The organism is Gordonia sp. 11cp (assembly GCF_057767225.1).
In genome coordinates this window covers 1,452,281-1,472,030 of the sequence record NZ_CM173437.1, presented here as the reverse complement: position 1 = coordinate 1,472,030, position 19,750 = coordinate 1,452,281, and the positions used below count along the sequence as shown (strand labels likewise).

The following is a 19,750-nucleotide window of genomic DNA, read 5'->3' as shown; positions in this document are numbered from 1 at the left end:
GGACACATCCAGCCGCGGCGCGATTGGATGTCCTGGCCGCCCGGATCAGGGAGCCGGGCTCGCGGGCCCCGATCCGAACACGGTGCGGTACCAGATGGCGGTGAGGATCTCGATGGCCGTGTCGTCGTCGGGGACGGGACCGGCTGCGTCGTTGCGGACCGCGAGCCAGGTCCAGCAGTTGGATTCGAGGGTTGCGACCAATGCGGACGCCAGCGGTTCGAGCGGCAGCCCGACGGCGTAGCCCGCGCGTTCGGCCGCGTGCAGCCCGGACAGCACCTGCTTGATCCCGGACACGCGGTTGGCGTGCCATCGAGCGCGGAAGTCGTCGTCGAGCATCGACATCTGGAACAGGCCGATGATCTCGGGCAGGTACTTCTTGTAGGTCGTCCAGTAGGCCGTCACGGCCGCGCGGACACCCGCCTCCGGGTCGGTGTGCCTCGTCGCGAGCGACTGTTCCACCACTTCTTCGGAGAACCGGTCCAGCAACGCTTCGAGCAACCGGTCCTTGCTGTCGTAGTAGTTGTAGAACGAACCCGTCGAGCGGCCCGCAGCTGCCGAGATGTCGGCGATCTTGGTGTTCAGATAGCCCTTCTCGGCGAATGTCCGACGCGCCGCGTCGAGAAAAGCGGCCTCGGTCTGGCGTCCCTTGTTCGTCGGCGGCACCGTGAGCTCCTTCCACGCACCGATCACTCATCGAACCACGTGATCGTCGAGCCGGTGCACGTGGATCGAGACTGAGTGTGACCCTTGTCATCTCCTGAACCTGAATCTAGCATCAGAAAATCGCAGAGAACAGGAGTTCGGCATGGAATCGTTCATCCAGCACCGCTCAGGGCGCACGCCTCGGCAGGTGCACCGAGATGTCGGCGACCTGAAGGACGATGAGCTCGGGCGGTACGGATTCACCGGTCGCACCGCCCATCTGTACCGACGCAACGATCCGACACAGTTCCGGGCGGTGGGCACCCATACGGGGGTCGATCGGATCGTCACCGATCTCACGCCCACCGACCAGACCGATCCCGCGGGCGAACCCCTCGTGATGTTCCACAACGAGGACTGCCGCATCTCCTTGAGCCGTCGAATCGAGACCGCTCCCTTCTGGTCTCGTCCGGTCGACGGCGACGAACTCGTCTTCGTCCACGAGGGTGCCGGTTACTTCGAGACCGAGTTCGGCCGATTGCCCTATCGCCCCGGCGATTACGTGTACATCCCGAAGGGGTGTACGCATCGCCATGTACCGGACGGTCCGTCGCTGCTGCTCATCATCGAGGCGGTCGACGAGTTCCGGGTTCCCGAGCCCGGAGTGCTCGGCAGGTTCTTTCCCTTCGATTCGTCGCTCGTCGTCGTTCCCGAGGCGGAGGCGTTCGATGGTGACGGCCGAGACGAGTACGAAGTGCGGTTCCGGCAGCGCGACGGGCAGACGTCGTTGTTCTACCCGTTCCATCCGCTCGACGTAGAAGGCTGGCGCGGAGACAATTTCCCCTTCGCGTTCAACATCGAGGACTACGACGTCATCACGTCCGAGACCGTGCACCTGCCGCCGACGGTCCACCTGTTCATGCAGGCGACCGGGGTGTACGTGATGAATTTCCTCCCGCGCCCGGCCGAGGCACGCAAGGGCGCCGAACGTCTGCCCTGGTATCACCGCAACACCGATTTCGACGAGATCGCATTCTTCCACGGCGGCAGCATGTTCGGGGTCGGAATGCCGCCGGGATTGATCTCCCACGCACCCCAGGGCATGCATCACGGCATTCCCGAGCGGGCACGGGAACGGTCCCGTCGCAAGTTCGACGAGTTCGATCGAGTGGAATGGCAGGTGATCTCGATCGACACGCGTCGTCGGCTCGTCGCCGCACCGGCGATGCTCGAATCGGACCTGTCCGACGCCGCGCCGGCCGACGGAGAGTCGCGAGCATGACCGTCACGACCGATCCGGCTCGTCACGACTACGACCGCATTCCCTATCTCGTTGTCTTCGACGACCTCTCGGCCTACCAGGACACCTACGGCGGGGTCACCGAGAGTGTCGTTCTCGAGAGCTACCTGCTGCGGCCCAGGGGCGTGCCGTCGAAGAACGTCATCGTCTTCATGCATCCGATCGGCGGCGGTGCGTACCTGCCGATGACCAACGCGCTCGCTCGCGCCGGTCACCATGTCATCTACTGCAACAGCCGGTATCGCGGCGTCGACAGTGCGTTGATCATGGAGAAGGTCGTGCAGGATCTCGGTGCGTGCGTGAAGGATGCACGCGAACGTCTGGGCTACGAGAAGGTGATCCTCGCCGGTTGGAGCGGCGGGGGTGCTCTCTCGCTGTACTACCAGCAGCAGGCGCAGCACGCGACCGTCACCGCGACCCCCGCCGGTGAACCACCCGACCTGACAGCCCTCGACCTGCCCGCCGCGGACGGCATGATGCTGCTCGCCGCGCACGTGTCGCGACACGGGACACTGACCGAGTGGATGGACCCGTCGATCCTCGACGAGTCCGATCCCGATCGCCGCGATCCGGAGCTGGATCTCTACAACCCGTCGAACCCCAACCAGCCGCCGTACTCCGCGGACTTCCTCGACCGGTACCGCGCGGCGCAGATCGACCGGAACAGACGGATCACCGCATGGGTCAAGGAACGACTCGACGAGCTGCGCCGGCGCGGTGAGCCGTTGCTGGAGCACGGATTCGTCGTCCACGGGACGATGGCCGATCCGCGTTGGCTGGACCTCACCGTCGACCCCAGCGATCGCTCACCCGGTTGTTATCTGGGAGATCCACGGATCGTCAACATGGGTCCGGTCGGGCTTGCCCGGTTCACCACCCTGCGTAGCTGGCTGTCCCAGTGGAGCTTCGACGAGGCGAACGGTGACGGCCCGCGGTGCGCCGCCGATCTCGCGGTTCCGACCCTGGTCATCGGCAACTCCGCGGACAACGCGTGCACGCCGAGCCACACGCACCGCCTCTTCGACGCGGTGGGTCATCCCGACAAGACCCTGCACACGATCACCGGAGCGACCCACTACTACTCGGGGCGCGACCAGATCCCGCACCTGAAGGAAGCGGTCGGGACGATCACCGAGTGGATGGCCGAACGGGGATGGGCCGACTGAGGACGTCAGCCTGCCGAAAACCGCCCCCCGGACGCGACGGGGCGCCTTATTGTCGACTGTCCGTTTCTGACGGGCGGTTTAGCGCAGGGTGGCGCCCGCGCACCGTGCGACTGCGGTGGTACCCGTGCGCGACGATGTCCGCGATGTCGGTGTAGGTGGCGTCCCAATCGCCGAACACTTGCGCGTAGGTCAGTCGCAATGGGAAGTAACCCCGAGCCACCAGCTTCCGGTCCCGGGTCCGATCCTCCTCGTATCGTTCGACACCGGTGTGGTGTTCGACGCTGTCGAGTTCGAGGGCAAGTCGGTCTCCCACCAGGAGATCGATCCACCCGACACCGGGCACCTGATGTTGGACGGCGACTCGCAGTCCTGCGCTTCTCAGACGAAGGCGAGCGGCTGTCTCCGTTCCCGATGCGGCGAGGCGCTCGGTCTTTGCGACAGCTCTCTTGATGAACATCGGAGCGTCGTCGAAGTGGGCGCGGAGGCACTCCGGCGTGATCTTGCCGGTGTTGAGTGCGGAGTCGCAGAGGATGATGAAGCCCTCGACGTCGAAGCAGCGGGCGGCGTACTGCAGTGCAGTGGGGACGTCGTCGACGGCGCCGTGGACTGGGCTCGGCCGGCCGTACCGTCGGCATCGATCGTGCGACTGCCGACGCTCGTGGCGTGTGACTCTGGAATGAAGTTCTCTGGGGTGCTCGGGTACCCATAGACCATGACGTCGAAGCGCGGAGGCGCAGTACACGACGCCCCGGTCGGCAACCGCCCGGGCCACTTCCTCATCGGCCGCACCGGTGCGGTACCACCCGTGCCGGATGGGAGTGATCGTGCCGGAACGGTGGGCATTCCGGATCGACGCAGTGGTCTCGCCCGCGGCCAGGAGTTGATGGATCGCGACCACACCCCCGAACCGATCGATGAGCTCATCGAAATCCATGCGAGACAGTGTGATCGTGATGTCGGTTGTCAGGCCGGAGTCATGGACACCTGTGGACAACCGGGTGCACTTGCTGAGAACCGCCCGTAGAAAATGGACAGCCGACACTATGACGACGGTTCAGGTCCACCGGGCGGTTTTCAGACAACCCCAGTTCAGCCGAGCAGTTTTTTCTGCACCTTGCCCATGGCGTTGCGCGGGAGGGACTCGACGAAGCGGATCTCCCGGGGCCGTTTGTGATTCGACAGTTCGCCGGCGACGAACTCGATGAGTTCGGTGTCGGCGACCTCGTCGCCCACGACATAGGCGACGATGCGCTGCCCCAGGTAGTCGTCGGGTACGCCGATCACGGCCACCTCGCGGACCGCCGGGTGAGCCAGCAGGACGGTCTCGATCTCGCCGGCCCCGATCCGGAAGCCACCGGACTTGATGAGGTCGGTCGCGCGTCGGCCGACGATCCGATGCATCCCGTCCGCGCCGATGACCGCGACATCACCGGTCGCGAAAAAGCCGTCGGGAAGCCATGATTCGGCGGTCGCGTCGGGGCGATTGAGGTACCCGGCCGTCAGCATCGGTCCGCGGACGTGGAGATCGCCGACGGTCTGACCGTCGTGCGGCAGTGGCTCCCCGTTCTCCACGAGGCGGGTTTCCACGTGGGCGAGAGGCAATCCCACCCACCCGGGTCGGCGTTCCCCGTCGACCCGCGCACTGACCGTGATCAACGTTTCGGTCATGCCGTACCGCTCGACGATCTGGTGTCCGGTGAGTTCGTGAACGCGATCGAAGACCGGAACGGGTAACGGGGCGCTTCCGGAGACGAGGACCCGCGCCGACGACAGTGTCTGTGCGGCAGACGGTTCGGCGGCAACACGACTCCAGACCGTCGGCACGCCGAAGAACATGCTCGCGCCGGCCCCCGCGGCGGCGGCGTATGCGTCGGCTGTCGGTGTGACGGTGTGGATCAGTCGTCCGCCGCGGCGCAGCGGGCCGAGGACACCCAGGATCAACCCGTGGACGTGGAACAGCGGAAGACCGTGCGCCAGAGTGTCGTCGGCGGTCCAGAGCCAGGCGTCGGCGAGTGCGTCGAGTCCCTCGGCGATGCTCTGCCGACTGACCGGCACACCTTTGGGGAGGCCGGTCGTGCCGGACGTGTAGAGGATCAGCGCCGTCGAGTCGGCGTGCGGTTCGGGGTGGCGGTGCCACGATTTCGCGTACCGCCGGACCGGGATGACCGGCAGCGTCGGCTCGGCCGGGGACTGCCCCAGCCAGGCCTGTGCCCCCGAATCAGCGAGGATGTGCTCGAACTCCCGAGGGCCCGAGTCGGGCGGGACGGGAACCACCGGGACGCCGGCGATCAGCCCGCCCACCACCGCGAGCACCGTCTCGACCGTCGGGGTGGCCAGCACTGCGACGGTCCGCGCGCCGGCGATCCGTTCCGCGACCGCGGTCGCCGCACCGACCAGGTCCTCGCGCGACAACTTGTCGTCGCCGACACGGATCACGGCGGGGTCGTCCGGTGCGGTGGGGGTCAGGGTGGGCAGCAGCACGCCTTCACTGTGCCACGCGGAGACCCTTCCACCGATCACCTGCGCGGATCGCCGAGGTCATGCGGCGTGCGGCAGCCACCACCGACCTGGTGGCATGATCTCGTGCACCAGGATCGACCGATCGGGGGGATTGGCAACGATGTCCACACGCTTGCACCTGAGCACCATGCGCCCACGGGACCCGGACGAACCGGGTCGGACGGCCAGCACTCTCGAGCTCTTCTTCGATCTCGTGTTCGTGGTGGCGGTGAGCATCGCGGCGGTCCAGTTGCACCATGCGCTCACCGAGAACCACATCGTCGACGGCGTGGTGTCGTACGCGTTCGTGTTCTTCGCCATCTGGTGGGCGTGGATGAACTTCACCTGGTTCGCGACATCGTTCGGCACCGACGACTGGCTCTACCGGGTCCTCACCTTCGTCCAGATGGCCGGGGTGCTGGTGCTCGCGGCGGGGATCGAATCCGCATTCGTCGACCACGAGTTCTCTCTGGTCGTCGTCGGCTACGTGATCATGCGCGTCGCGATGGTCGCCCAGTGGCTGCGTGCGTCCGGCTCCGCCGGGGACCGCCGCCGGACCACCCGGCTCTACGCCGCCGGGATCGCAGTCGTCCAGGTCCTGTGGCTGCTGTGGCTGCTCGTCCCGTCGGGTACCGCCGCGACCATCGGCTTCGTGGTGCTCGTCGGCGCCGAACTCGCCGTGCCGGTCATCGCCGAACGCCAGGGAAACACCCCTTGGCATCCGCACCACATCACCGAGAGGTACGGCCTCTTCACGCTCATCCTGCTCGGCGAGAGTCTGCTGGCGTCGTCGAACGCCATCATCGAGGCGTTGCACAGCGAGCAGGAACTCGCGCCGCTGATCTCGATCGCGATCCTGACCTTCGTCGCGACCGCCGCCCTGTGGTGGATCTACTTCTGGCCGCCGCACCACCGGGCGATCGGATCGCTGGCGGATTCACTCCGGTACGGATACGTGCACTACTTCGTCTTCGCGGCGGCCGGCGCGTTCTCGGCAGGCATCGAGGTCGAGATCGATGTGCTGACCCATCACAGCGAGCTGACGGAAACCCAGGCGTCGTTCACGGTCACGATCCCGATCGCGGTCTTCATCCTCGGGATCTGGTGGATTGCCATCCGCGCCAACGCCGACCGCGTGGTGAACACCGTGGTTCCGGTCGGGGCCCTGCTCGTCCTCCTCGATCCCGTCATCCCGGTCCCGTTCGCGCTGACCGCCGTGTTCCTCATCGCGATCGTGACCGTGCTGGTCCTGCGACCCCCACTGACCACGGACGCCGGCGTGCACGGGTGATCTGTGGCGGGGTGTAACGCTCGCGTGCGGGCGCGACGCCGACGGGACCCGCTCGTGTTTGGGACCGATAGCCACGGGTAAGGGTGTACTCAGGTCGCGAGGATGAGGATTGAATGCGGCCCCCGATGACGCAGATCGGCGGGGGTTGAGCAGCCAGCCCCCACCGATCTGGCCGGAGGCGTGGTGGTGGGATCGACCGCACGCGGGACCCCACCACCACGCTTCGACGGCCCCCGACGGTCTGCGACGAGGCTGGGGAACGACCACGAGTGACTTGTCGTCATTCCGGGTACACCGGCAACATGGCTGACAACGACCCCGCCCGGAAACCGTTCAATCCGCAGAACCCCGACCCGGCGAGCACGGCGGGACTCGAACCCGGAGGCGGAGTCGCGCCAGGTGACACCCCGCCGGCCGAGTCCGCGGTCGGAGGGGACGAGCACGAGCCGCCGCAGCGCAGGCGGGTCGGCGGTGTGATCGTGATCGCCGTCGCGGCGATCATCTTCCTGCTGGTCGCACTGGGTCTCATCGGTCGTGCGGTGGGTCTGTTCTAGATCGCCGACGGGCTCCTCATCTCGTCGCCGGGATCTCGACGCCGCGACGCCACCGCAGGGCCAGTACGACCTCGACGATTCCGACGACGATCATCGGGGGCTGTAGGAAGAAGAAGACCTGGAGCAGTGCGAGCTGGAGAACGATCCATGCGATCAGCGACCCGCCGGCGAGCAGGCCGCCGATGATGCCCAGACGCGCGGGCACGGACGGCACGGCGATGGCCGCGGCTGCAACGAGTTGCGGAATCGCGACCGCCGCGATCAACGCGATCCCGGGACCGGTCCACGTGGCGAACGGCGTGTTGAGGAGCCACTCCCGCGGCATCGCCCACTGATCGCCCATCAGGGCCAGCCCGCCGGCAACGGCCGCGAACGCCACGAGGACCTCGACGATCGCGAGAGCCCACGCCGCGGCCGTCTGTCGGTTGCCGATCCGCTGGATGCCGGAGGTGTCAGAGGTCGCGGTCACGCTCACAGTCTCCCGCACGTGTCGCCTGGTGTCGTGAGCCCAAGGGCACCATCGCGCGGACACCGTGCCGGTCATCGAGCCTCAGGGCCGCACCCACCCGTCGGTGATGAACTCGACGAGGAGCTGGGCCTTGTTCCCGATCGGCCGGCCGGCTTCCTCATATCGTCGTGCGACTCGCCGATAATGTTCGCGCACCGTGCTTTCCGCGATCTCGTGGGCGCGCGAGGTCTGGCGCAGCGTGGCACCCAGCGTGTAGGTCCTGAGGATCTCCAGTTCCCGCTCGGTGAGTCGTACCCGGTTCGCGAGTTCGGGGGCGGACTGCGGCGTCGGTGGGCCCGCCGCGGTCGCCAGCGCGCGATGTAGTGCCTCCTCCGCTCCCGGGGCGCGGGGGGAGACGCGGATGTGTTCGAAGCCCGCGACACCGTTGCCCACGAAGATGATCTTGACCGAGCGCAACGCCGGCACGCGCCGGACGAATCCGAGCATGGCCGCGGACCGCACGAGGATCGCGGCCGCATTCCGCAGGCCGGTGAGCTGGGCGGGTTCGACGACGGTTGCGTCGTACCCGGCACTCTCGATCAGCGCGGCCAGGGCGGCGTCGAAGATGTCGCCCTCGGCGACAACGGCAGCCATACGCGCGGTCTGCTCGCTGCCCTTACCCGGCTGCGTCGCACGCGGGTGTGGCGGTCGGGGTTCGTTCGACGATGCGGACAAGCTCTCGGTTCTCCTGGGTCGGTGCGCAAGCGGAGATTGCTCACGGGTTCCCGTTTCGCCCATTCCGCACGCGATTGTTTCAGCCTTTCGAATATCGACTCCGATATCAGCGGCTTCGACGACCGAATGTGACCTTGGCCGAGTATTTAAACGCACGAACCGATCAAATGAATACGTGATTACGCATCGAGCATGCACTTCAGGCAAAATCGTGCATGTGCCGGACAGTCTGAGAGTGTTGCTTGTTTCTCCGCTCGGGCATGTCGGTGCGGCACCCCTGTCGCAGGCATTGGACGACGCGACCGTCACCGTGGCGACGGGGCAGGACGAATTCATCCGCAGCATCGTGAACAACGTGCGTTTCGACGTCGTGGTGGCCGACCTGATCTGGAACGGACCCACCCTGGAATGGACCTTCGACGGACTCGACCTCGTCGACGCGCTGGATTCTCACGGACGCCGGGCGCCGGTGATTCTCGCATCGGATGGATCGGCGATGGATCGCGACCATCTCGACGAAGCGCGGTTGCGGGACGGGGTCGCCGGCGTGATCGCGAAGCCCGACGGATACGCCGTCCTGACGGAAGTCGTCAAGGCGGTCGCGCTCGGCCGGCGGCCACCCGGCATCCAGCGCGACGTCCGGCATCCGACGTTGTACGGCCTGCTCACCGGTCAGCGCGGTCATACCGCCGGTCGTCTCGCCGGTGCGATCGCGTCTGGCAACGCGTCCGACAACGCGACGCTCGCACGTGCGGCGAAGGTGTCGCCGAACACGGCGAACAAGATGACGAGTCACTACCTGGGCCCGATCATCACCGAGCTGGGAGAACATGACGCCACCCTGCCGATGACGCAGGCGGCCGTCTACCGCTGGTGCGGCCTGCATGCGCGCTACCTGATCAGCTGGTGCCGACGCCACGGGCACTCGGATGTCCTCGGATCGATGCCGGCGTGATCAGCCCGCGTGGACACCGGCGGTGGCGCCCCGACCGGTGGGGTCGCTCGGCTCTACCGGGTCCAGGCCGGTTCGTTCGCCGAACCACCTCAGGATCTCGACGCCGGCGAGTGCCCCGGTGTGCGCGGTGACCCTCAGCCCCGGCGACGACCATCCGAGCGACTCGAGCTCACCGTGCCGAGGGCGGATCGCGTGATCTGCGGCGAGCAACAGGTCGGTGTCGAGCCAGCCGTCACCGGCCGCGTAGAGCTCTGCCGAGTCGTCGAGGGTCCCGTCGGCGACCAGCCGTCGCCGAACCTCGGCGATCGCCGCCGACTTGGTCACCGGTTGCGGAGTCGCGTAGATCTTCCGGCCCTGCTGGGACGCCGTCCAACCGCGCGCGTCGCACCACCCTTGCCACTGCTCGAGAAACTCCGGCGGCTGGGCCGACGGGTCGACGACGAGGTAGCAGAAGAGGTCGTCGGCGGTCCGCAACGCCGTCACCCACGAGTCGTCGATGCGGGTCCTGAGCTCGTTGCGGACCTCGTCGAGCGTGGCGCCCGCGCGGGTCACCTCGTTCTCGATGTGCGCGCGCCAGACCGGGTCGTCGGCGCCGTCGACGAGGATCCGGCCGCCGTTGCTGACCACGGCATATCGGAACGGGCTGCCCGGTAACGTGATTCGCTCATACTGTGCCGGGGTGCGAGTGGTTGTCGGGACGACGACGACCTCGCGCGCCAACCGGGTCATCAGTTCGACGGCGGCCTCGGCCATGTACGACAGCGGTGCATCGCGGTAGATCTCGACGCACACGGTCTCCAGGGTCGCGAACTGTTCGTCACCCATCGCCGCGCGGGAGTAGATCATGGTCCGGTCGAGATCGGTGGCGATGATCGCGTTCACGAGTCCTCCTTGATCAGCCCGACACACGAATACGCGAGATCGGGCGAGACCTCTACGGGCACATCTCGTTCGGCGGCGAGCAACCGGATGTGGCGATGCTCCGGCAGGTCGTCGGCGCGCACCAAGATGCGCCACGGCACGCGACGCAACAGCACTCTGGTGGTTTCGCCGACCCCGGGTTTGACCAGGTTGATCGATGACAGGCCGTACTCGGCCTGGATGCGCTCCACGGATCGCCAGCCGGACCAGTCCGGCCGGCGAGTTGGCGGCGTCATCGAGGCCACCGTCGCCCGGACCCGGTCGGCGACCGCGTCGAACTCCGCACTGACGGTGTCCAGGAACACTCCCGACACATCGAAGTCGCTCAGGTGGCGGTAGAACTTGGCGCCGTGGAACTCTCCCGGACCGATGTGGTCGGCGTTCAGCACGGTACGTGAGACCAGCCCGGACACAGTGGAATTCAGGCAGGCCGACGCGATGAGGAAGTCGTCCCGGGTGCCGAAGAGTGTCGTGGCCGAACCCGGGTCGGCCAGTACCGCCAGTTCGTCGTGCAGCTGCGGACGCCCGGCGCGTGCGTACTCGCCGACGGCGGCGGTCAGCTCCCGCTGGATGGCGCCCTTGCCGGTCCAGCCGTCGACGAAGACGACCGACTCGGCAGGATGGCGTTCCACGATGTGATCCAGTGCGACGGTGTCGATCCCACGACCGCGCACGATCGAGATCGTGTAGTGGCGGGGGTCGACTCCGTGGACCGCGAGCATCCACCGACGGATCAGGATGCCGACCGGCGTTCCGGCGCGCGCCAGTGAGACCAGTGTCGGTGCGGAGTGGCGCTCGGCCAGGATGAGTTCGGATACGACACCGACCGCTTCGGCGAGGCGCTGAGCCGAGGATCGCAGCGTCGCGTGGAACAGTTCCTGATACTCACGGCCCGGTTGATACTCGATCGGCAGGGACTCGGCATAGTGCGCCTGTCCGGACTGGATGCGACGTTCCCGTTCGCGCAGTTCCCCTTCCAGCGCCACATCGGACAGGTCCTTGAGCAACCAGGTGACCTCTTCGGCCGCATACGAACCGAACTCCGGGCCGCGCAACGGTGGAGTGGTGGTGGCGATCCCGTGCATCACTGCACCGCCTCTCGCGCCCGGGCCAGGGAAAGCTGGTCCGTTGCGGGCAAGACGGTCAGGACGACCGGGTGCCCGGCGGCGGTGAGGACGTCGACCAGGCCGCCGGCCGCGCGCAGCTCGTCGGTGTCGGCCGGCGAGTCGATCACCAGCACGACCTGGGGATCGGGGTGCTCGACGGATGAGACGTTGTAGACGTAGCGAGGCGTGTCCGGGTCGGGTTCCGGTGCGACGAACCGGAACCCGCGTCGGAGTGGATACCCCGGGACGTCGTGCACCTGGGCCGGGGACCTCGTGGTGGTCTGGTACGCGGTGGCGAAACCACGACGCTCCAGGGCCTCCGCGACACACAGCGGCGCGTACATCAGCTCCTCGTGTCCGATCACGACCACCGGACGCCCCGGATCGAGATGTGCCGCCGCGGTGTCCGCGGCGTCGTCTGCGGCTCGATGGAAGTCCGTCGAGTCGGCGCGAAGGATCCCGTGCCTGCCTCCGTCGGGAACCGCCGCGGGCCAGTCGGGCGAGACCTCGACCAGGTCGCCGCGTCGCGGTGCCACCGGATTGAGGTCACCGGATTCGAGCTTCCACACGTCCTCGAGGAGCGTCGGCGGAAGCGTGATCGAGCCGTGGGCGAGCGTCACGTAGGTGACCTCGACGCCGAGTCGCGCTGCGAAGGCCTCACATTCGGCCTCCTGATCGGGTGTCCGCATGTCCACCAGGGACGCCACGACGAACCGCGTGCGGGGACGTTCCGCGACAATGGCCTCGATGGCGCCGAGCGCGGTCTTGCCGGTGGAGACCTCGTCGTCGACCATGATCAGCACCTCGTTCGGCGAGGTCGCGTCGAGGAAGGCGGGGTCGCTCGGCTGCAACAGGTGGGTGGTGGCGTGTGAATGACCTTCCTCGAAGGTGCCCGACACCGTCACGCCCGGTCTCCTGCGCCGCGTCGAATGCAGGTACCGGGATGCGGAGATCCGTTCGGCCACGCAGTGTCCGAGGCCGGTGGCGGTCTCGGCGAAGCCGAAGACGACGGCGTCGCGCGCCGAGTTCGCGCCGATCGCGGCGATGATCGCAGCGCCGAGATCGTCGGCGGCGCCACGGACGATCGACGGTGGCGTCGGGATGTGTTTGCCCAGCACCGTCGAGACCAGGAGATGCGCGCGGCGCCTATTGTGGCGCAGTCCGAGTGAGACGAGGTCGTGCACCGTGTGACCCGTTCGGGCGCCGTCGGCGGCGGAGATCTCGACGCCGAAACGTTCGGTCACCCAGTCGATGCCGACGGTGTCCGGGTCGCTCACGATGCGCCCGGCCCGGGCGAGGCCAGCGCGGTGAGCAGGTCGACGAAGGAGACCCCCTGCCGTGTCACCCCGAAAGCGGCCGCGCGATCGATGACACGCAGTGCCCAATTACGGTGCGGCTTCAGCTCGTTCATCTTGTTCCGATACGACGACGCGCGTACCCCGCCGGACTCCCCGGCCAGGATGTCGAGTGCGTCGTGATACTCCTCGTGGGTCACCGCCGACAGCGCATGCACCGCGGCGACGTGCGCGGGGTGGATGACCGTCTTTCCGTGCAGGCCGTTGGCGCGGTCGAGGGTGATCTCGCGCAGGAGGCCGTCCATGTCTCGGCTGACCAGTTGCTGCCGGAAATAGACGGCGTCGTTCTCCCGGAACGGCGTGTGCCGCAACATGGGCTGGAACATGCGCTCGTGGTCGGCGAAGTACTCCCAGACCGGGCCGGTGACGACGAAACCGGTCTCGTCGCTGCGCCCGAGATGATTGACGATGCCGGCGATCACATCGGCGGCAACCCGGACGTCGTAGATGGTCAGGTCCCGATCCCGGCGGATGCCGAAGAAACCGCAGATGTCGGTGGCCCCGATGCGAACCGCCAGCACGCGGTCCCGGTGCTCGCCGAGCAGCGATGCCAGGGCGGTCAACTCGTCGTCCCGGGTCTCACGGTGCACGACCGACGCCGACTCGAGGACCGGCATCACCCAGAGGTGCTTGTCGAGGATCTGGCCCGCGCGGGCGACGGCGTCGAGGGCCGCGGGCGCAGTGTCCGAGGCGAACTTCGGGATGACGAACCCGGTCAGCACCGACGGCGTGCTCAGCGCCTCTGCGAACGGCACGATCCGGTCGGCCGAACGCGGACGGACGAACAGCAGCATCGGTGGACCCGGGTTCTCGGCCATTCTGCGGAGCGCGGCCACTGCATGGTCGATCGCCTCGGCTTCCTCGTGGTCGGCGACCGCGTCCTCGAGGTCGATGACCATCGAGATCACGCCCTCCGCGCGTCGTCGGCGGATGACGTCGGCGAGGTCGGGGCGGGTTGCCGGGACGTACAGGGTGGCACCGAGGGCGACCGCGAGCCGCTGGGCGGGCCAGGTCGGCTCGATCGGCTCGGGCTGCCGGTAGAACAGATGCTCCGCGACCGACGGCTCCAGATGATCGAAGTGTCGGATCGTCCCGGGCTCGAGGCCGGTGTCGTCGTGCCGTGCAGTGGTGGTCATCCTGCGGCCACCTGTCCTCTCATCCGCGAAACGATCTCGGTGATCCGGTCGTCCACCGCGCGGAGCTGGGTCAGGTAGCTCCAGTAGTCGGGGTGGATGCGGTCCAGCTCTCCCTTGGCGCGCTCGATCCGGTCGGCCTGAGCATCGAGGACCGAACCCCATTCGTCAACCAGGGCGTGATCGACCGCGAACAGCTGGGCGTCGCGGAGCCGGAACCGCACACGCTGCTCGGCACCCTTGGGGTCGGACCGGACCTCGCGCAGGAGGCGCAAGCGGTCGAGCACGGCGTTGACGGCCTTCTCGGCCACGGCCAGGTCGTCACGCGCGGCGTCGGCGCGGTCGATGGCCTGGTCAGGGTCGTCGGCGAGCATGGAGCGGGCTGCCACGAGCTCGGCGTCGGCATGTGCGAGCCGCTCGTCGACGACGGTGCCGTTGCGTTGGAGATCGAGAGAGCAGTCGGCACTGAACTCCCGGCGCAGTGCCGACAGGGTGTCGGGGAGCTGCGCGCTGCGTGTCGACACCGCGCTCCGGCGGGTTTCCACCGAACGGATGACCTGCTGTGCCCGCTCGGCGAAAGCGGGCGCCTCGGCGAGGAGCCGGTCGAGCTGCCGCGCCGCGCTGAGCACGGCCGCCGCGGCGGTCTGCCGTTCGCGCAGGCCCGTGGCCTGGTCGAATGTCGTGAGCACCCGTGCGAGGTCGTCGGTGGCACCTGATACCGATTGCAACCGTGTCACCGCCGGAGCCGCGTTCTCCAGGGCGGTCATCGCCCGGTTGGCGGCCACCCGGGCCTGGTGATCCTGGGCGTCGGCGGCACGCACCGTGGCGCGAGCCCGCTCGAGGGTCCCGGCGTGGGTCTCGGCGAAGTCGCGCATCGAGGCGGTGACCGCCCGCAACGCCTGCGTCGAGCGCTCGAGATCCTGCGGGGCGACACGCGTGCCGGCGGGCGGCGAGGCCAGTCGCAGATAGTCCGACGTCGCCTGGGCGTGCTGCTCGCGGATGCTCGACCACGCGGCGCGCAGCTGCGACCGCGGCTCGAGGGTGGAACTCACACCGACGGCCGGATCGATCTCGGCCAGGACGGATTCGGACTCCAGGAACGCCGCTGTCATTTGTTCCGATGATGCAGGTGGTGCGGAATTCGTGCGTGAATCGTTCCCGAACCATCGACGTACGAAGTTTCCGGGCACCACACGATGCTATCGGCTATTTTCATCTCCGTATGAGGCCGGATTCCCCGGCTCACGACGGGCTGGAACGGCCGGTCGACGGCGGGTGCCGTGGTGCGGGGATGGCGTCGGGAGACGAACGAGGGACGGTCGGTCGGCGACCTCCCCGCGGCGCGAGAGAGGCACGTCGAATGCAGTTGGTACAAAGGTCCAAACGCGTGGTGGAAGCCAGGCTCAACAATTCCGCGGTGCGCGCGATCAGCGGGTCGATGGTCGCCTACGAGGGGCAGGTCACCTTCAAGTCGGCGGGCTTCGGCGGCGGCGACGGCGTGCTCGCGGGCCTCAAGCAGCGGGCCACCGGAGAGGCGTTGTCGCTCATGGAGGCGTCGGGCAGCGGCATCGTCTACTTCGCCCACAACGCCGCCGAGACGACGGTCATCGAGCTGAACAACGAGACGCTGCAGGTGGAGTCCGAGCAACTGATGGTGCTCAACGGCAACCTGCAGACCAACGTCACCTTCGCCGGTCTGCGCGGCGCATCGTCGGGTCAGGGGCTGTTCACCACGACGGTGAGCGGCCACGGTCAGATCGCGCTGCTGTCCAACGGCGGTCCGCTCATCCATCTGGAGGTGTCCCCGCAGTATCCGCTCGTGGTCGATCCGGACGCCTTTGTCTGTGCCCGTGGGCAGTTGAGTCAGTCGTTCGTCACCGACGTCTCCTGGCGGTCGGCGCTGGGACAAGGTGGCGGTGAGGCGTTCTCGTTGCGCTGGGATGGCAGCGGCGTCGTGTCGATCCAGCCGGCCGAGCGGTGAGGGTGAGGTAGCGAGAATGTTCACCAAGGTCAACAGCAAGGTCGTCTCCGTCGACATCGGTCGGACCGGGCCCGTCATCGCACGACGCGGGGCGATGCTCTTCTACAAGGGAGACGTGCACTTCCAGCCCCACCAGATCGCGGGTGCGGGCGGAATGGGCGGCGGGATGCCGGGTCTGGGCGGCATGGGCGGCATGGCCGGTCGGATGCTCGCCGGCGAACACGAGTCGACGATGATCGCCCAGGGACACGGCGAGGTGCACTACGGCTTCCTCGGCATCGAGGTGCACGTCGTGGATCTCGGAGCGGTCGGCGGAACGATCCGCGTCGAGGCCTCGCGTCTGCTCGCCTACGGGGCCAACCTGCAGGCGTCCGTCGTCTCGGTCGCTTCCCAGGGCGGTGGCGGTGGTGGCGGCGGCGGTGGCGGTCTGTTCGGGGCGCTGCGGAACGCGGCGGCCGGGGCCGTCACGGGCCAGGGCATGTTCACGACGCAGCTGGCGGGTCCCGGCTCGGCGGTCCTCCTCGGGCACGGCGGGGTCTTCGAGCTCGAGGTGTCGCCGCAGAAGCCGCCGGTGACTGTCGATCCGCAGGCGTTCGTCGGGTCGGCGGGGCAGGTCAACACCAGCCTGCGATCGGCGATGAGCTGGCGGAACGTGGGCCGATCCGGCGGCGAGGCAATGCAATTGGAGTGTTCCGGACAGGGCGTCGTGTACGTGCAGGCATCGGAGGAGAAGCTGTGAGCCAACTCAACACCGTGTGGAGTCCGATGAATCTGCCGTCGGACGACAATGTTCCGGACAACAACTACTCGTTCTGCATCGACCTCAATCAGCCCTGGTTCATGTCCAAGGGCGCGATGATCGCCTACTACGGACAGATGCAGTTCACCGCGCTCACCCAGGGACTACAGGGCAACATGCTGCAGATGGTGGCGCAGCAGTTCTCCGCCCCGCTGTACCTCGGTGACTACGTCGTCGCCGAGGGCCACGGCAAGCTGATCATCGGTGACCGCGGCTACGACATCAACGCCTACGACCTCGAAGACGGCAACCTCACCATCCGGGCCGCCAATCTTCTTGCCTTCCAGCCGAACCTGTCGCTGAACCAGTCCATCGTGCCGGGTTTCCTCACGCTCATCGGCACCGGCAAGTTCCTCGCGTCGTCGAACGGACCGGTGATGTTCGTCGAACCGCCGGTGCGCGTCGACCCGGAAGCCCTTGTCGGATGGTCGGACTGCCCGTCGCCGAGCCACCACTACGACGAGGCGTGGGTCAACGGGTTCATCGCCGCGGCGGGCCGGCGGATGGGGCTGAACTCCGGTGAGGAGCGTCAGTTCGACTTCACCGGCGTCGGAACGGTGTTGGTGCAGTCGAGCGAGAAGGTGCGCGACGACTCGGCGATCCTGCGCACGATCCAGGGGCACCTCCCCGGCATGTCGGCACCGAGCCTGCACCAGATCAATCAGCAGGTCACCCAGCAACTCGGCCAGCAGCAGGGCTGAGATCCAGCATCGAGAACAACTGCGCCCCCCTCTGCTTCCGGAGGTGCGGGGAGCGAAAGCGACGAGCCTCGAAGGGCTTGGCGACTCAGGTCGCCGAAACCCTTCGAGGCTCGCTTCGCTCGCACCTCAGCGAGGATGCGGTCAGATGTTGACCTTCTCCTCTTCCTCGCCTCGCGCGGCGATGCGATTCCGCCGGACGATGCTCGAGATGAGCGCGGCGACGATCAGCGCGACGCCGATCAGGCCGGTGATGACCTCCGGCACGTGGGTGCCGATCGAGTACAGCAGGATGAACGCCAGCGCACCGATGGCCCAGTGGGCACCGTGCTCGAGGTACACGTACTCCGACAGCGTGCCCTTGCGGACGAGGTAGACGGTGAGCGAACGGACGAACATCGCACCGATGAGGCCGAGGCCGAGCGCGATGATGATCGGATCGGCGGTGATGGCGAACGCACCGATGACTCCGTCGAACGAGAACGACGCGTCGAGCACCTCGAGGTAGAGGAACAGGAAGAACCCTGCCTTGCCGGTGGCCTTCGCGAGGGTCGTCGGTCCGGACCGCCCGTTCGAGTTCTCGACGGCTTCCTTCTCCGCGGCATCGGTGCCCGGCTCGGCAGCCTCGTCGGTCTCTTCGGTCTCTACGTTGAAGTACTCGCCGAGGCCGTTGACCAGGATGTAGGTGATCATGCCGAGCGCACCCGCGATCATCACCGTCGACCGTTCTTCGGCCGGGGCGATGTAGGTGGCGGTGAGCACCAGGAGCGTCATCGCGATGACGACCTCGAGCATCTCCAGCTTGCCGATCTTCTCGAGCGGGCGCTCGATCCACGACAACCAGGTGATCTCCTTCTGCTCGAAGAAGAAGCCCAGGAACAGCATCAGCAGGAACATGCCACCGAAGGCGGCGATCTGCGGATGGGCGTCGGTGATGATCGTCTCGTAGCTCGGGTCGCCGTTCGCGAAGTACGCCGCATCGTTCGGCGGCGGATTCAGGGCGAGGTCGAGCGCGTCGGCGGGGTTGAGGCCGGACGCAAGCCACACGATGACCAGCGGGAACACCAGGCGCATACCGAAGACGGCGATCAGGATGCCGATGGTGAGGAACATCTTCTGCCAGAACTCACTCATCCGGCGGAGGATCGTGGCGTTGATGACCGCGTTGTCGAAGGAGAGCGAGATCTCGAAGACGCCGAGGATCGCCGTCAGGATCAGCGCTTCGACACCGCCATAGAGGAACGCGATGATCAGCGACACGATCGTCACGACGACCGAGAGGCCGAAGATTCTTACTACCACTGGTTTGTGGCCTTTCTAGGGTGCGTGTGGACCAGCCGACCGCATTGTCGGAGAGGAGTGGTGACGCGCGGATGCCGCACCCGTTCTCACAACGGGTGCGGCATCCACGGCACGTTCAGGCGGACAGCCGAAGTCTACGGAGACTCAGACGTTCACACCGAAATCGCGGGCGATGCCCGCAAGACCCGAGGCGTAGCCCTGGCCGACCGCGCGGAACTTCCACTCCGACCCATGACGGTACAGCTCGCCGAAGACCATCGCGGTTTCGGTGGAGGCATCCTCGCTGAGGTCGTAGCGGGCGATCTCGGCGCCGCCGGCCTGGTTCACGACGCGGATGAACGCATTGCGGACCTGGCCGAAGGACTGCGAGCGTGCGTCGGCGTCGTAGATCGACACGGGGAAGATGATGGAGTCGATCTCCGGCGGCACGCCCGCGAGGTCGACCTTGATGACCTCGTCGTCGCCCTCGCCCTCGCCGGTCAGGTTGTCACCGAGGTGCTCGATCGAACCGTCGGGGGAGCGGAGGTTGTTGAAGAAGATGAAGTGCTGATCGGACACGACCTTCTTGCTGGAGTTCAGCGCGATGGCGCTCGCATCCAGGTCGAAGTCGGTGCCGGTCGTGGTCCGGATGTCCCAGCCGAGGCCGACGGAGACCGCAGTCAGGCCCGGAGCCTCCTTGCTGAGGGAAACGTTTCCGCCCTTGCTCAGGCTCACGCCCATGGTTTGCGCCTTTCTGTTGGTACGAGGTCTCGTGATGTCCGATGTGCCCGATACCGGGCCACTCGGAGCAATCGACAACACTCTATGTGAAGGGTCTGGCGCGGTCACTGATTTGGTCGGATGACCTGCGGTTTCCGTCGAGCGG

20 protein-coding genes are annotated in these 19,750 nt (G+C 67.1%); 8 read left to right on the top strand and 12 right to left on the bottom strand.

Annotation, left to right across the window (positions count from 1 at the left end; genetic code table 11):
- Positions 1-45: 45 nt before the first annotated feature.
- Entirely contained in the window at positions 46-663 is a 618-nt protein-coding gene (locus AC3B6C_RS06445; RefSeq protein ID WP_014928618.1) for a TetR/AcrR family transcriptional regulator, read from the bottom strand.
- Between the two features lie 142 nt (positions 664-805).
- On the opposite strand from AC3B6C_RS06445, the gene AC3B6C_RS06440 reads away from it, so the two are divergent.
- Positions 806-1,924, top strand: coding sequence for a homogentisate 1,2-dioxygenase (locus AC3B6C_RS06440; RefSeq protein ID WP_488375429.1), 1,119 nt, complete (start codon positions 806-808; stop codon positions 1,922-1,924).
- On the top strand, positions 1,921-3,108 hold the full coding sequence (locus AC3B6C_RS06435; protein WP_488375428.1) for an alpha/beta hydrolase family protein: 1,188 nt from the start codon (positions 1,921-1,923) through the stop codon (positions 3,106-3,108). The genes AC3B6C_RS06440 and AC3B6C_RS06435 overlap by 4 nt, the downstream gene beginning before the upstream one ends.
- A gap of 46 nt (positions 3,109-3,154) precedes the next feature.
- Here AC3B6C_RS06435 and AC3B6C_RS06430 read toward each other — a convergent pair whose 3' ends face one another.
- Positions 3,155-4,042: a hypothetical protein gene (locus AC3B6C_RS06430; RefSeq protein WP_488375427.1), complete on the bottom strand. Its 888-nt coding sequence runs from the start codon at positions 4,040-4,042 to the stop codon at positions 3,155-3,157.
- Between the two features lie 155 nt (positions 4,043-4,197).
- On the bottom strand, positions 4,198-5,589 hold the full coding sequence (locus AC3B6C_RS06425) for an acyl-CoA synthetase (protein WP_488375426.1): 1,392 nt from the start codon (positions 5,587-5,589) through the stop codon (positions 4,198-4,200).
- 139 nt (positions 5,590-5,728) lie between these two features.
- Here AC3B6C_RS06425 and AC3B6C_RS06420 point away from each other — a divergent pair, with 139 nt between their 5' ends.
- On the top strand, positions 5,729-6,898 hold the full coding sequence (locus tag AC3B6C_RS06420) for a low temperature requirement protein A (protein WP_084817334.1): 1,170 nt from the start codon (positions 5,729-5,731) through the stop codon (positions 6,896-6,898).
- A gap of 302 nt (positions 6,899-7,200) precedes the next feature.
- Complete coding sequence (locus AC3B6C_RS06415; protein WP_010844872.1) at positions 7,201-7,452, top strand: DUF6480 family protein; 252 nt, start codon at positions 7,201-7,203, stop codon at positions 7,450-7,452.
- Between the two features lie 16 nt (positions 7,453-7,468).
- Here AC3B6C_RS06415 and AC3B6C_RS06410 read toward each other — a convergent pair whose 3' ends face one another.
- Both AC3B6C_RS06410 and AC3B6C_RS06405 read right to left on the bottom strand, forming a co-directional pair.
- Positions 7,469-7,921 (bottom strand): hypothetical protein, encoded by a 453-nt coding sequence (locus AC3B6C_RS06410; protein ID WP_488375425.1) that lies wholly within the window; start codon positions 7,919-7,921, stop codon positions 7,469-7,471.
- Between the two features lie 81 nt (positions 7,922-8,002).
- Positions 8,003-8,554 (bottom strand): helix-turn-helix transcriptional regulator, encoded by a 552-nt coding sequence (locus AC3B6C_RS06405; protein ID WP_488375424.1) that lies wholly within the window; start codon positions 8,552-8,554, stop codon positions 8,003-8,005.
- A gap of 292 nt (positions 8,555-8,846) precedes the next feature.
- Between AC3B6C_RS06405 and AC3B6C_RS06400 the strand changes: the two genes are divergently transcribed.
- Positions 8,847-9,590: an MSMEG_1198 family transcriptional regulator gene (locus tag AC3B6C_RS06400; RefSeq protein WP_488375423.1), complete on the top strand. Its 744-nt coding sequence runs from the start codon at positions 8,847-8,849 to the stop codon at positions 9,588-9,590.
- Here the strand turns inward: AC3B6C_RS06400 and AC3B6C_RS06395 are convergent, their stop codons facing one another.
- From AC3B6C_RS06395 to AC3B6C_RS06375, 5 genes are read right to left on the bottom strand one after another with little or no spacing between them, the layout of a single operon-like run.
- Entirely contained in the window at positions 9,591-10,472 is an 882-nt protein-coding gene (locus AC3B6C_RS06395) for an HAD family hydrolase (protein ID WP_488375422.1), read from the bottom strand.
- Positions 10,469-11,596, bottom strand: a complete 1,128-nt coding sequence (locus AC3B6C_RS06390) for a cysteine protease StiP family protein (protein WP_488375421.1) — start codon at positions 11,594-11,596, stop codon at positions 10,469-10,471. The genes AC3B6C_RS06395 and AC3B6C_RS06390 overlap by 4 nt, the downstream gene beginning before the upstream one ends.
- Entirely contained in the window at positions 11,596-12,894 is a 1,299-nt protein-coding gene (locus tag AC3B6C_RS06385) for a phosphoribosyltransferase family protein (protein ID WP_488375420.1), read from the bottom strand. The genes AC3B6C_RS06390 and AC3B6C_RS06385 overlap by 1 nt, the downstream gene beginning before the upstream one ends.
- Entirely contained in the window at positions 12,891-14,108 is a 1,218-nt protein-coding gene (locus AC3B6C_RS06380; RefSeq protein ID WP_488375419.1) for an HpcH/HpaI aldolase/citrate lyase family protein, read from the bottom strand. Before AC3B6C_RS06380 ends, AC3B6C_RS06385 begins: the two co-directional genes overlap by 4 nt.
- Complete coding sequence (locus AC3B6C_RS06375) at positions 14,105-15,217, bottom strand: hypothetical protein (RefSeq protein WP_488375418.1); 1,113 nt, start codon at positions 15,215-15,217, stop codon at positions 14,105-14,107. Before AC3B6C_RS06375 ends, AC3B6C_RS06380 begins: the two co-directional genes overlap by 4 nt.
- A 248-nt stretch (positions 15,218-15,465) precedes the next feature.
- On the opposite strand from AC3B6C_RS06375, the gene AC3B6C_RS06370 reads away from it, so the two are divergent.
- The 3 genes from AC3B6C_RS06370 to AC3B6C_RS06360 are packed head-to-tail and all read left to right on the top strand — an operon-like array spanning position 15,466 to position 17,586.
- Positions 15,466-16,086: an AIM24 family protein gene (locus AC3B6C_RS06370; protein ID WP_014928604.1), complete on the top strand. Its 621-nt coding sequence runs from the start codon at positions 15,466-15,468 to the stop codon at positions 16,084-16,086.
- A 16-nt stretch (positions 16,087-16,102) separates the two neighbouring features.
- Positions 16,103-16,825 carry an AIM24 family protein gene (locus tag AC3B6C_RS06365; protein ID WP_488375417.1) on the top strand — a complete coding sequence of 241 codons (723 nt, stop codon included), beginning with the start codon at positions 16,103-16,105 and terminating at the stop codon, positions 16,823-16,825.
- Positions 16,822-17,586 (top strand): AIM24 family protein, encoded by a 765-nt coding sequence (locus AC3B6C_RS06360; protein ID WP_488375416.1) that lies wholly within the window; start codon positions 16,822-16,824, stop codon positions 17,584-17,586. Before AC3B6C_RS06365 ends, AC3B6C_RS06360 begins: the two co-directional genes overlap by 4 nt.
- Positions 17,587-17,727: 141 nt before the next feature.
- Here AC3B6C_RS06360 and AC3B6C_RS06355 read toward each other — a convergent pair whose 3' ends face one another.
- Positions 17,728-18,885: a DUF475 domain-containing protein gene (locus AC3B6C_RS06355; protein WP_014928601.1), complete on the bottom strand. Its 1,158-nt coding sequence runs from the start codon at positions 18,883-18,885 to the stop codon at positions 17,728-17,730.
- Positions 18,886-19,029: 144 nt separating this feature from the next.
- Positions 19,030-19,605 (bottom strand): TerD family protein, encoded by a 576-nt coding sequence (locus AC3B6C_RS06350; RefSeq protein WP_055476934.1) that lies wholly within the window; start codon positions 19,603-19,605, stop codon positions 19,030-19,032.
- Positions 19,606-19,750 lie beyond the last annotated feature (145 nt).

Coding starts and splice junctions, on each gene's coding strand:
- AC3B6C_RS06440 (WP_488375429.1), top strand. CDS start 806: ATGGAATCGTTCATCCAGCACCGCTCAGGGCGCACGCCTCGGCAGGTG.
- AC3B6C_RS06435 (WP_488375428.1), top strand. CDS start 1,921: ATGACCGTCACGACCGATCCGGCTCGTCACGACTACGACCGCATTCCC.
- AC3B6C_RS06430 (WP_488375427.1), bottom strand. CDS start 4,042: ATGGATTTCGATGAGCTCATCGATCGGTTCGGGGGTGTGGTCGCGATC.
- AC3B6C_RS06420 (WP_084817334.1), top strand. CDS start 5,729: ATGTCCACACGCTTGCACCTGAGCACCATGCGCCCACGGGACCCGGAC.
- AC3B6C_RS06415 (WP_010844872.1), top strand. CDS start 7,201: ATGGCTGACAACGACCCCGCCCGGAAACCGTTCAATCCGCAGAACCCC.
- AC3B6C_RS06405 (WP_488375424.1), bottom strand. CDS start 8,554: ATGGCTGCCGTTGTCGCCGAGGGCGACATCTTCGACGCCGCCCTGGCC.
- AC3B6C_RS06390 (WP_488375421.1), bottom strand. CDS start 11,596: ATGCACGGGATCGCCACCACCACTCCACCGTTGCGCGGCCCGGAGTTC.
- AC3B6C_RS06380 (WP_488375419.1), bottom strand. CDS start 14,108: ATGACCACCACTGCACGGCACGACGACACCGGCCTCGAGCCCGGGACG.
- AC3B6C_RS06375 (WP_488375418.1), bottom strand. CDS start 15,217: ATGACAGCGGCGTTCCTGGAGTCCGAATCCGTCCTGGCCGAGATCGAT.
- AC3B6C_RS06370 (WP_014928604.1), top strand. CDS start 15,466: ATGCAGTTGGTACAAAGGTCCAAACGCGTGGTGGAAGCCAGGCTCAAC.
- AC3B6C_RS06365 (WP_488375417.1), top strand. CDS start 16,103: ATGTTCACCAAGGTCAACAGCAAGGTCGTCTCCGTCGACATCGGTCGG.
- AC3B6C_RS06350 (WP_055476934.1), bottom strand. CDS start 19,605: ATGGGCGTGAGCCTGAGCAAGGGCGGAAACGTTTCCCTCAGCAAGGAG.